This window comes from Brevibacillus borstelensis (assembly GCF_037834415.1).
GTDB lineage: Bacteria > Bacillota > Bacilli > Brevibacillales > Brevibacillaceae > Brevibacillus > Brevibacillus borstelensis_A.
The window spans coordinates 1-284 of sequence record NZ_JAUMSJ010000138.1; the positions used below are offsets into that span (position 1 = coordinate 1).

At 52.8% G+C, this 284-nt stretch carries 3 tRNA genes; all 3 read left to right on the top strand.

The window, feature by feature from the left end:
• Nucleotides 1–31: 31 nt before the first annotated feature.
• The 3 genes from Q3F21_RS27305 (at nt 32) to Q3F21_RS27315 (ending at nt 282) form a co-directional block, all read left to right on the top strand.
• Nucleotides 32–107 (top strand) — tRNA-Asn (locus Q3F21_RS27305).
• 7 nt (nt 108–114) lie between these two features.
• A tRNA-Thr gene (locus Q3F21_RS27310) sits at nt 115–190 on the top strand.
• 18 nt (nt 191–208) lie between these two features.
• Nucleotides 209–282: transfer RNA gene (locus tag Q3F21_RS27315), tRNA-Glu, on the top strand.
• Nucleotides 283–284 lie beyond the last annotated feature (2 nt).

A 284-nucleotide genomic window follows, 5' to 3' on the forward strand; every position in this document is an offset into this window, starting at 1 on the left:
TGCATGATTGCGTTAGTGCCTTTATCATTGTTCCTCGGTAGCTCAGTTGGTAGAGCAATCGGCTGTTAACCGATCGGTCGGGGGTTCGAGTCCCTCCCGAGGAGCCATATACTTGCTCCTGTAGCTCAGTCGGTAGAGCGTTTCCATGGTAAGGAAGAGGTCGCAGGTTCGATTCCTGTCGGGAGCACCATTTACTCATTTGAAATGTGGCCCGTTGGTGAAGCGGTTTAACACAGCAGCCTTTCACGCTGTCATACAGGGGTTCGAATCCCCTACGGGTCACC